Origin of the sequence: Pseudonocardia sp. ICBG1142, assembly GCF_020496255.1 — a bacterium.
Taxonomy (GTDB): domain Bacteria; phylum Actinomycetota; class Actinomycetes; order Mycobacteriales; family Pseudonocardiaceae; genus Pseudonocardia.
Genome location: NZ_JAHLJC010000005.1, coordinates 822,017 through 833,121, shown reverse-complemented (window position 1 = coordinate 833,121; position 11,105 = coordinate 822,017). Strand labels below are relative to the sequence as shown.

The 11,105-nt window shown below is 75.2% G+C and carries 7 protein-coding genes; all 7 read right to left on the bottom strand.

Features of this window, described 5'->3' with window-relative positions:
- Nucleotides 1-406 (bottom strand): signal recognition particle receptor subunit alpha (locus tag KPL59_RS09210; RefSeq protein ID WP_226360532.1); only part of this gene is annotated, 406 nt, incomplete at its 3' end.
- A 10-nt stretch (nucleotides 407-416) separates the two neighbouring features.
- Nucleotides 417-1,106 (bottom strand): AAA family ATPase, encoded by a 690-nt coding sequence (locus tag KPL59_RS09205; protein WP_226360531.1) that lies wholly within the window; start codon nucleotides 1,104-1,106, stop codon nucleotides 417-419.
- Between the two features lie 67 nt (nucleotides 1,107-1,173).
- Nucleotides 1,174-3,570, bottom strand: a complete 2,397-nt coding sequence (locus KPL59_RS09200) for a [protein-PII] uridylyltransferase (RefSeq protein WP_226360530.1) — start codon at nucleotides 3,568-3,570, stop codon at nucleotides 1,174-1,176.
- Nucleotides 3,571-3,709: 139 nt separating this feature from the next.
- Nucleotides 3,710-4,048, bottom strand: coding sequence for a P-II family nitrogen regulator (locus tag KPL59_RS09195; protein ID WP_020624117.1), 339 nt, complete (start codon nucleotides 4,046-4,048; stop codon nucleotides 3,710-3,712).
- A 3-nt stretch (nucleotides 4,049-4,051) separates the two neighbouring features.
- A complete protein-coding gene (locus KPL59_RS09190) occupies nucleotides 4,052-5,380 on the bottom strand; it encodes an ammonium transporter (protein ID WP_226360529.1) in 1,329 nt (442 codons plus the stop codon).
- A gap of 223 nt (nucleotides 5,381-5,603) precedes the next feature.
- The gene (ftsY, locus tag KPL59_RS09185) at nucleotides 5,604-7,367 is read right to left on the bottom strand and encodes a signal recognition particle-docking protein FtsY (protein ID WP_226360528.1); all 1,764 of its coding nucleotides are present in this window, start codon (nucleotides 7,365-7,367) and stop codon (nucleotides 5,604-5,606) included.
- Nucleotides 7,368-7,423: 56 nt separating this feature from the next.
- On the bottom strand, nucleotides 7,424-11,029 hold the full coding sequence (smc, locus tag KPL59_RS09180) for a chromosome segregation protein SMC (protein ID WP_226360527.1): 3,606 nt from the start codon (nucleotides 11,027-11,029) through the stop codon (nucleotides 7,424-7,426).
- Nucleotides 11,030-11,105: the final 76 nt, after the last annotated feature.

Genomic DNA, 11,105 nt, shown 5'->3' with positions numbered 1-11,105 from the left:
ACGCCACGAGCAGCGGGGTGTGGCCCTGGCCCCGGAGCCAGCGGGCGAGCTTGCCGGCCAGGGTCGTCTTCCCGGCGCCCTGCAGACCGGCCAGCATGATGACCGTCGGCGGTTCCTTGGCCAGGTTCAGCCGCCGCGTCTCGCCGCCGAGGATCGCGACGAGCTCCTCGTTGACGATCTTGACGACCTGCTGGGCCGGGTTCAGGGCCTGGGAGACCTCCGTCCCCTTGGCCCGCTCCTTGATCCGCGCGATGAAACCGCGGACCACCGGCAGGGCGACGTCCGCCTCCAGCAGCGCGATCCGGATCTCGCGCGCGGTGGCGTCGATGTCGGCGTCGGAGAGCCGGCCCTTGCCGCGCAGGTCGCGCAGCGTGGATCCGAGCCGCTCGGAGAGGGAGTCGAACACCCTTACCAGCCTACTTGGCCAGTGCCAGTCCCCCACGGGCACCGGAGCGATCGGTGCGGCGGACCGAGGACCAGCCGGTCTCGGTGCCCGCCCGCAGGGCGTCGACGGTGTCGCGGGCGCGCCGCGCGTGCGTCGCGAACGGGCGCGAGCGGACCACCCGTCCCCGGGCGTGCTGGCCGTCGAGTGCCTGGTCGGGGGTGGTGTCGAGCCACAGCAGGTGCGGCGCGCGGCGGCCGAGCCTGGCCAGTGCCCGCACTGCGGCCCGTACCCGCGGCGAGGTCGCGGGCAGGTGGACGACGACGGTGCCCGCGGGCCCGAGCACCGCCGTGACCACCGACGCGCGGTGGGCCAGGTGGGTCAGCCACCGGTACGCCGGATACGGCGTCGCGGCCGGGAGCAGCCGCGCCAGCGTGGCCCGGGTGGCCCCCGAGTCGAGGACCCGGGTGTCCGCCGGCGCGTCGAGCCCGGCGAGCAGGGTGGACTTCCCCGCTCCCGGCAGGCCCGCGACCAGCAGCAGCGACCGCCCCGGCAGTACGACGACCAGCGGCGCCGCCGGATCGTCGCCGGACGGGGTGCCGGCCACCGGGCCGACGCGCGGCGCCGCGCCGGGGCCGCCGGGCGGACCGGGGTCGGCGGGGCGGTGCTCGGTGTCGCGGTTCGGCGGGACGGCGCCGGTCGGCACGGCACGGGCGGTGGTCATGTGTGGTGAAACGGTCCGGTCGCCCGAATCGTTCCGTTCACACCGCGCCGCGCCGCACCGTGCTGCGTCACGTGCCCGTGTGGGCCTCGCCCTGCCCGGCGGCGACCGTGAGGACCGCGGACTCGATGGCGGCGCGGGCCGCCCCGTCCGGGGACCCGCCGATGCCGAAGGAGTCGACGACCGAGGCGCCGAGCGTCTCGACCCGGGCCCAGACGAGGTCCACCCCGGCCCGTTCGAGCGCGGCGGTGACGTGGTGGAGCAGCCCGATGCGGTCGGTGCCGCGCAGCTCCAGCACGACCGCCCCGGTGGCCTCGTCGTCGAACCACAGCACCCGGGGCGGGGCGGTCCGTTCCACCTCCGGCGTCGACGGCGCGTAGTCGCGCTCCTTGCGCGCCAGCGCCTGCGCCAGGTCCAGGGTTCCGGCACGCACCCGCGTCAGGTCCGAGCGGACCAGCGCCGGATCGGGCAGACCGCCGAACCGCGGGGTCACCGCGAACGTCTCGACCGTCACCCCGTCGGACACCGTCACGTCGGCGGTGTGCACCTGCAGCGAGTGCAGGGCGAGCACCCCGGCGACGGCCGAGAGCACCCCCCGCCCGTCGGGCAGCGCGACGGTGACCGAGGAGACGTCGCCGTCGCCGGTGAAGCGGACCTGCGGTCCCCCCTCCGCCACGGCCTCGACCATCTCGTGGTGGGCCGGATCCGGCGGACCGGGCTCGACGAACGGACGGCCGTCGAGCGCGGACAGGCAGCGCCCGGCCAGCCCGTGGATCAGGGTCCGCCGCCACGGGGTCCAGACGCCGGGCCCGGTGCCCAGCGAGTCGGCCTCGGCCAGGGCGTCGAGCAGCTCGACGAGCAGCGCCACGTCGGCGTCGCCCCGGCCGCCGGGGGCGACCGCCTCGCGCAGCGTGTCCAGCACCCGCGACACCGTCGCCGGGTCCTCCGGGTCGCGACGGGTCGCGGTGTGCGGCAGCAGCAGGTGGTGGCGCACCATCGCCGCCAGCAGCACGAGGTCACCCTCGCGCAGACCGAGCCGCTCACCGATCTGACCGACCAGCGACTCCCCCACCACCGAGTGGTCGCCGCCGCGGCCCTTGCCGATGTCGTGCAGGAGCGCCCCGACCAGCAACAGGTCCGGACGCGCCACCCGGGTGGTGAGCCGGGCGGCCTCGGCGCAGACCTCGACGAGGTGACGGTCGACGGTCCAGACGTGCGTGCGGTCCCGCGGCGGCAGGTCACGGACCGCGCCCCACTCGGGGAACAGCCGTCCCCACAGCCCGGTGCGGTCCAGCGACTCGATCACCGCGACGGCCGCCTTGCCGGTCCCGAGCAGGGCGAGCAGCTCGGCCAGCGCGGTCCGCGGCCACGGCGCGCGCAGCTCGGGGGCGGTGTCGGCGAGCCGGGACAGGGCGCCCGCCGAGATCGGCAGCCCGGTGCGGGCGGCGGTGGCGGCGACCCGCAGGACCAGGGCCGGGTCCTTCGTCGCCGACGCGTCGCGGGCGAGCCCGACCTCCCCCGCGTGCTCGACGACGCCGGAGTCCAGCGGCCGGCGCACCGGCGCGCGGCGGAGCGCGGCGAGTCCCCGGCGGGGCAACGCGTTGCGGGCCTGGCGCAGCCCGACCTCGGTCGCGAAGGCGACCGCGCGGGCCGCCCCGGACAGGGCACGGGCCAGGTCGAAACGGTCACCGACGTCGAGGGTCGCGGCGATCTCGTCGGCCTCCTGGGCCCGCAGGACGTCGCGGGCCCGCCCGGACAGCCGGTGCAGCTCGGTGCGCACGTCCAGCAGCAGCGACCGGGCGGCGACGACGTCGGCCCCCGGCCGGTCGACGAGCTGGGCGGTGGCCAGGGCATCGAGCAGCTGCACGTCCCGCAGGCCGCCGTGGCCGTTCTTCAGGTCCGGCTCGACGCGGTGGGCGACGTCGCCGTTGCGCTGCCAGCGGTCGGTGGTGGTGTCGACGATCTCGTCGAAGCGACTGCGCATCCCGGCCCGCCAGGCCGTGCGGACGGCGTCGCGGACCTTGCCGGTGAGCGCAGCGTCCCCGGCGACGTGCCGCAGCTCCAGCAGCCCGAAGGCCGCCCGCAGGTCGGTCGCCGCGACCTGGACGGCCTGGCCGGGCGTGCGCACCGAGTGGTCGAGACCGATCCCGGCGTCCCAGAGCGGGTACCAGAGCTTCTCGGCGAGCGTGTCGACGTCGGTCCGGCCGTCGCGCAGGAGCACGAGGTCGAGGTCGGACCACGGGCAGAGCTCGCGCCGGCCGAGCGCGCCGACGGCCGCCAGCGCCGTCCCGCTCCCCTCACCGCCGACCCCGAGTGCGGCGCATCGGGAGGAGAGCCAGAAGTCGTGCAGGTCGACCAGCGCGGCCCGTAACGCCTCCGGGCCGTGGTGGTGCCGGCCGTTGGATTCCAGGAGGACCGCTTTCGCCTTGACCAGGTCCGCCGCTTCGCCCGACCCCAGGACCGTCATCGCCCTGCGCCACCCGCTTCCTGTTCGTTCGAATAGTCGACCGCATACATGTCGTGATGTCCGTTTCGAGCCTGGACGGCGGACGGCCCGCCGCACTCCGGGAAGGGAGCGCGACGGGCCGTCGCGAGGAATTCGTCGATCAGATGGCGTCGGCGCCGCGTTCCCCGGTGCGGACGCGGACCACGGTCTCGACCGGGGTCACCCAGACCTTGCCGTCACCGATCTTGCCGGTGCGGGCGGCCTCGACGACCGCGTCGACGACCTTGTCCTGCAGCGTGTCGTCGACCACGACCTCGACGCGGACCTTCGGCACGAAGTCGACCGAGTACTCAGCGCCCCGGTAGACCTCGGTGTGGCCCTTCTGGCGGCCGTAGCCCTGGACCTCGCTGATGGTCAGACCGAGCACGCCGATCTGCTCCAGGGCGCCCTTGACGTCCTCGAGGACGAACGGCTTGACGATGGCGGTCACGAGCTTCACGGATCAGACCTCCTGCTTCGCGGCGGGGGTGGCCTTCGCCTCGGTGGCGGGCTTCGGCGAGGAGCCGATGCCGCTGCCGCCGCGCAGGCCGGAGAACTCGTAGCCGGTCTCGGCGTGCTCCGCCTCGTCGATGCCGGCCTGCTCGGCCTCGTCCTCGACGCGCAGGCCGAGGGTGGCCTTGACGATGAGCGCGATGATCGCGGTCACGATGCCGCAGTAGATCAGCGTGGCGAGCGCGGCCACGGCCTGGCGCCAGAGCTGGTCGACGCCACCGCCGTAGAACAGGCCGTTGGTCTCGTCGGGGGCGATGTCGGTGGCGAAGAAGCCGATGGCCAGGGTGCCCCAGAGGCCGGCGACGAGGTGGACGCCGACGACGTCGAACGAGTCGTCGTAGCCGAGCTTGTACTTCCAGCCGACCGCGTAGGCCGACAGCGCACCGGCGAGGACACCGATGGCGAGCGCACCGAGCGGGGAGACCGAGGCACAGGCCGGGGTGATCGCGACCAGACCCGCGACGATGCCGGAGGCGGCGCCGAGCGAGGTGGCCTTGCCGTAGCGGATCTTCTCGATCAGCAGCCAGCCGAGGATGGCGGCGGCGGTGGCGGCGATGGTGTTGGTGAAGGCGTAGGCGGCGGCCCAGTCGGCAGCACCGGAGGAACCGGCGTTGAAGCCGAACCAGCCGAACCAGAGCAGACCGGCACCGAGCATGACCATGGTCAGGTTGTGCGGGCGCATGGCCTCACGCGGCCAGCCGCGGCGCTTGCCCAGGATGATGCAGAGGACCAGGGCTGCCATACCGGCGTTGATGTGGACGGCGGTGCCACCGGCGAAGTCGAGCGCGCCCAGCGAGGTGGCGATCCAGCCCTGCTCCAGGTCGAAGACCCAGTGCGCGATCGGGAAGTACACCAGGACGGCCCACAGGCCGGAGAAGAGCATCCACGCGCCGAACTTCATGCGGTCGGCGGCGGCACCTGCGATCAGCGCGACCGTCAGGATCGCGAACATTGCCTGGAAGCTGACGAAGGCCAGCTGCGGCAGCGTCTCGGTGGCCTGGTCGTTCGCCAGGATCGAGGTGAGGCCGAAGTAGGCGAACGGGTCGCCCAGCAGACCGCCGCCGAGGTCCGGGCCGAAGGTCATCGAGTAGCCGAACAGGATCCAGAGAACACCGACGAGGCCCAGCGAGCTGAAGCACATCATCATCATGTTCAGCACGCTCTTGGACCGGGCCTGGCCGCCGTAGAACAGCGCGACCCCCGGTGTCATGAGCAGTACGAGCGCGGCGCTCGCCAGAATCCAGGCGGTATCGCCGCCGCTGAGGGCCTCTGCAGGCACTGTTCCTCCCATGTCCGTCCATCTGGCTGACTGGGGAGGAAGAATGATGATCGCGTGTTTCGCATTCGACGCCTGTCCGTTTCGCACCGGTTAACAGGGCGCCGAGCAAGATGACGGTTGCGTTACTCAACCGGATCCGGAGGACCGAAGGTCATCCGAATGGTCCGGTTCGTGACGTGGCGCACGGCGCGGGTCGTCCGGGAGGGCGACCCGCGCCACTACCTCAGTCGAGCAGTGCCTCGACGAACGCGGCGGGCTCGAACGGGGCCAGGTCGTCGGGGCCCTCACCGAGCCCGACGAGCTTGACCGGCACGCCCAGCTCGCGCTGGACGCGGAACACGATGCCGCCCTTGGCCGTGCCGTCGAGCTTGGTGAGCACCACCCCGGTGACGTCGACGACCTCGCCGAACACCCGGGCCTGGGTCAGCCCGTTCTGGCCGGTGGTGGCGTCGAGGACGAGCAGGACCTCGTCGACCCGGGCCTGCTTCTCGACGACGCGCTTGACCTTGCCGAGCTCGTCCATCAGCCCGGTCTTGGTGTGCAGCCGGCCGGCGGTGTCGAGCAGGACGGCGTCGACGCCGTCGTCGGTGCCGCGCGTGACGGCGTCGAAGGCGACCGAGGCCGGGTCGGCGCCCTCGGGCCCGCGGACGACGCCCGCCCCGGAGCGCTCACCCCAGGTGACGAGCTGCTCGGCGGCGGCGGCCCGGAAGGTGTCGGCCGCGCCCAGGGTCACCCGGTGCCCCCCGGCGACCAGCACCCGGGCCAGCTTGCCGGTGGTGGTGGTCTTGCCGGTGCCGTTGACCCCGACGATCAGCAGCACCGCGGGGCGCCCGTCGTGCGGCAGGGCGTGCACGGAGCGGTCCTGGCCGGTGCCGAGGGCCTCGACGAGCACGTCACGCAGGGCGGCGCGGGCCTGCTCGGCGGTGCGGACACCACGGGTGGCGATCTGCTCGCGCAGCGCGTCGACGATCTCGGCGGTCGTCTCGGGCCCCAGGTCGGCCTGCAGCAGGGTGGCCTCGACGTCCTCCCACGACTCCTCGTCGAGGTCGCCGGCGCCGAGCAGGCCCAGAAGGCTCTGGCCGAGCCCGGAGCGCGACCGGGACAGCCTGCCGCGCAGCCGGCCGATCCGGCCCTCGGCCGGGGCGATCTCCTCGGTGGGGGTGCCGGGGGCCTGCGTGTCCGGCGTCCCCGGGCGCGCGACCGGCTCGGTCGGCGCGGACGGCGCGGGGGGTGCTGCCGGCGGGGGCGCGGCCTCCGGGCGGGCGACCGGCTGGGTGGGCGCGCTCGCCGCGGGTGCGTCGGCCCCGGCGGTCCCGGCGGCCCCGGCGGCCCCGGCGGTCCCGGCGGGGCCCTCGGGGCGGCGGAGCTGCCGGGTGGCCGGGTCCTTGCTGGCCTCGGCCGTGTCGATGACGCGGGCGTCCGGGGTGCCGGTGACGGTCCCGGTCTGCTCGGTCGGGACAGGCGGGCTGCTGGGCGGCGCGGTCGACGGGACCGGCGGTGCGGTGCTGACCGGGACGCCGCGGGGCGGCGTGCGGGCCTCGGTGGCGCCGTCGACGACGGGGGTGCCACCGGGCGGGGTGCGGACCTCGTCGGCGGTCGGCGCGTCGGCGGCCTCGGCGGGGGCCTCCGGGGCGGACGGGGTGGTGGTCGGTGTGGCGGCCGTCGGTGCGTCGGCGGCGGCGTCGGCGGGCGACGCCGGGGCGGACGGGGTGGCGGTCGGGGTGGCGGCGGTCGGTGCGTCGTCGCCGGGGGCGCGCGGCCGCTCGGGTGCGGTGGCCGTCCCGGAGGAGAAGGCGAACCCGCTCCCGGCCTGGTAGCCGCCGCCGGTGCGCGGTGGCTCGTCGGTACCGGTCCCGAGCTCGCGCTGCTGCTCGTCGGACCGCAGGCTGATGCGCCGTCGGCGGGCGATCACCAGCCCTGCGACGACGGCGATCAGCAACACCGCCACGACGATCGCGACGACGATCCAGAGGGTCTGCGTGGTCACGACGCCACCCTGCCACGCCCGGTCGACGCGCCGCGCAGGACGGGCCGGTCAGCAGGTCAGGAGGCGGGTCGCAGGCGCTGGGAGATGACCTGGGTGATGCCGTCGCCCCGCATGGAGACGCCGTAGAGGGCGTCGGCGACCTCCATCGTCGGCTTCTGGTGGGTGATGACGATGAGCTGGCTGGTCGTGCGCAGCTCCTCCATCAGCGAGATGAGCCGGCGCAGGTTGACGTCGTCGAGGGCCGCCTCGATCTCGTCGAGCACGTAGAACGGCGAGGGACGGGCGCGGAAGATCGCGACGAGCAGCGCCATCGCGGTGAGCGAGCGCTCGCCACCGGACAGCAGCGACAGCCGCTTGACCTTCTTGCCGGGCGGGCGGGCCTCGACCTCGATGCCGGTGGTGAGCATGTCGTCGGGGTCGGTGAGCACGAGCCGGCCGTCGCCACCGGGGAACAGCGTCGCGAACACGGTCTCGAACTCGGCGGCGACGTCGTGGTAGGCGGTGGTGAAGACCTCGAGGATCTTGTCGTCGACCTCGCGGACGACGGTGAGCAGGTCACGCCGGGTGTTCTTGAGGTCCTCGAGCTGGGTGGACAGGAACTTGTAGCGCTCCTCCAGCGCCGCGAACTCCTCCAGCGCGAGCGGGTTGACCTTGCCGAGCAGCGACAGGTCCTTCTCCGCTCGCTTGAGGCGGCGTTCCTGGGTGGGCCGGTCGAACGGGACCGGCGGCGGCGCGGACACCTGCTCGCCGCGCTCGCGGGCGGCCTCGTACTCGGCGGTCTCGTCGGCCGACGGCGGCACCGGGACCTCGGGCCCGTACTCGGCAACGAGGTCGTCGACGCCGATGCCGTGGTCGCCGAGGATCTTCTCGGTCAGCTGCTCCAGCCGCATCCGGGTCTGCTGGCGCACCATCTCGTCGCGGTGGACGGCGTCGGTGAGCTTCTCCAGCAGCGCGGTCAGCTTCGTGGTGGTGTCGCGTGCCTCGGCGTGCGCGCGCTCCCGTTCGGCGCGGGCTGCCTGGATCTCGTCGCGCTCCGCGGCCGCGGCGGCCAGCGAGCGTTCGATCCGCTCGGCGGCGACGTGCCCGGCGTCGACGACGAGGCGGGCGACCTCCGAGGCCCGCTCCCGTTCGGCGGCCGCGGCGGCGGCCCGGGACCGGGCGACGCGCTCGCCGTGCGCCTGGCGGCGCAGGGTCTCCGCGCGCCCGGCGATGGCGCGGGCCCGCTCCTCGGCCGTGCGCAGCGCGAGGCGGCACTCGACCTCCTCGGAGCGGACCTCCTCCACGCGCTCGGCGGCCTCGTCGCGCAGCTCGGTGTCGGGCTCGTCGTCGACCGGGGCATCGGAGGCCAGGGACAGCTGGTGCTCGGCGGCCTCCAGCTCGATCAGCGAGTCCGACCGCCGCCGCTCCACGGTGTCGCGGCGCTCGCGCAGCCGCTGGGCCTCGGCGCGGGCCGAGGTGACGACCTGTTCGAGCCGCCCGAGCTGGGCGGCGGCGGCCGCGCGGCGACGGTCGGCGTCGGCGACCGCGGCGCGGGCCGCGGCCAGGTCGGTGCCGCGGGCGGCCTCCTCGGCGCGGGCACCGTCGAGGGTGGGGCGCAGCGACTCCAGCTCGGCGTCGACGGCGTCGCGTGCGGCCAGCGCGTCGTCGACGGCGGCCTGCAGCTGCAGCGCGCCCTCCCCGGCGCCGGTGCCTCCGCGTGCGGCGTGTGCGGTGAGCAGGTCCCCTTCGGTCGTGACCGCGGTCAGCCCCGGCCGGGCCCCCACGGCGGTGGCCGCGGTGTCCAGACCGTCGACGACGACCACCCCGGCCAGCAGCTCACCCAGCGCCGGGGCGAGCGCGGGCGGTGCGGTGACCAGCGCGGCCGCCCAGCGCCCGGCGGGCGGGTCGCCATCGGGGACCGGGACCGGCACCCGCCCCGCGGAACGGTCGGCCCCGGCGGCCCCGGCGCCGACGAGCAGCGCGGCCCGGCCGGCGTCGCCACGGCGCAGGGACCGCAGCGCGTCGGCCGCAGACACCACGGAGGCGACGGCGACGCCCTCGGCGAGCTCGCCCAGCGCCGCGGCGACCGCGGCGCGGCCGGACGGCTCGACCTCGACGAGCTCGGCGACGGCGCCGAGCACGCCGTCGGCGCCGGAGTCCAGCAGGGCGCCGGTGCCGTCACGGCGGACCAGGCCGACCTGCAGGGCGTCGACCCGGGCCCGCCAGTGCGCGCGGCGCTGCTCGGCGTCGCGTTCGGCGGCGACCAGCTCGGCGACCCGCTCGGCAGCGCTGCGGTGCGCGGCCTCGGCCTGCTCGACCCGCGTGGCCAGCGCGTCGGTGTCGGCCGCGTCCCCGGAGACGCCGAGGGACTCCCGCGCGGTCTCCAGCTCGGCCTCGGCCTCGGCGGTGCGGGCGCCCGCCTCGGCGAGCGCCTCGGACAGCCGCTCGATCTCCTCGGCGGTCGCGGCGACGCCGGAGCGCAGCGCGTCGGCCTTCCCGGCGAGGGTGGCGATCCCGGCACGACGGTCGGCGATGGCGCGCACGGCGGCCAGGTGCTCGCGTTCGGCGGCGGCGAGGGTCCGCTCGCGCTCGGCCTTCTCGGTCACGACCTCGTCGAGCCGGCGCCGGGCCTCGGCGACGGCGGCGACCAGCTCCTCCTCCTGCTCGGCGATCGCGTCGGCCTCGGCCTCGGTCTCGTCCGGGTCCCGGCCGGGGGTGCGCCCGGCCTCGGCCGAGGAGGTGAGGTGGCGGACGCGTTCCTCGGCGAGGCGCACGGTGCCGCGCAGCCGCTCGGCCAGCGCGGAGAGCTGGTACCAGGTGTCCTGCGCGAGCTGCAGCCGCGGCGCGTCCGCGGCGAGCGTGGTCTCCAGCTCCTCCTGGCGCTCGCGGGCGACGTCGAGCTGCTCCTCGACCTCGGCGCGGCGACGCCGGGCCTGCTCCTGGGACGCCTCCTCGCGCTGGGTCTCCTCGGACAGGGTCACGTAGTCGTCGGCGGCCAGGCGGAGCCGCGCGTCGCGCAGCTCGGTCTGCACGGCCTGGGCGCGGCGGGCGATCTCGGCCTGCCGGCCCAGCGGCTTGAGCTGGCGGCGCAGCTCGGCGGTGAGGTCGGTGAGCCGGGTGAGGTTGGCCTGCATCGCGTCGAGCTTGCGGAGCGCCTTCTCCTTGCGCTTGCGGTGCTTGAGGACCCCGGCCGCCTCCTCGATGTAGGAGCGGCGGTCCTCCGGCTTGGACTGCAGCACCCCGTCGAGCTGGCCCTGCCCGACGATGACGTGCATCTCCCTGCCGATGCCGGAGTCGCTGAGCAGCTCCTGCACGTCGAGCAGCCGGGCACGGGAGCCGTTGATCTCGTACTCGCCGGCGCCGTCGCGGAACATCCGCCGGGTCACCGAGACCTCGGAGTAGTCGATCGGCAGGGCGCCGTCGGAGTTGTCGATGGTGAGGGTGACCTCGGCACGGCCCAGCGCCGCGCGGCCGGACGTGCCGGCGAAGATCACGTCCTCCATCTTGCCGCCGCGCAGCGCCTTGGCTCCCTGCTCGCCGAGCACCCAGCTGATCGCGTCGACGACGTTGGACTTGCCCGAGCCGTTCGGCCCGACGACGCAGGTGATCCCCGGTTCCAGGCGCAGCGTGGTGGCCGAGGCGAAGGACTTGAAGCCCTTCATCGTCAGCGTCTTCAGGTGCACGGGCGGGGATCTCCAGGTGCGCGGGGGCCCACAGGGTAGCGGGGGACCTCAGGCGGCCGGTGCCGAGGCGTTGACC

Excerpts from the sequence above, each read along its gene's own strand:
- KPL59_RS09205 (WP_226360531.1), bottom strand. The coding sequence starts at position 1,106 with ATGACCACCGCCCGTGCCGTGCCGACCGGCGCCGTCCCGCCGAACCGC.
- KPL59_RS09200 (WP_226360530.1), bottom strand. The coding sequence starts at position 3,570 with ATGACGGTCCTGGGGTCGGGCGAAGCGGCGGACCTGGTCAAGGCGAAA.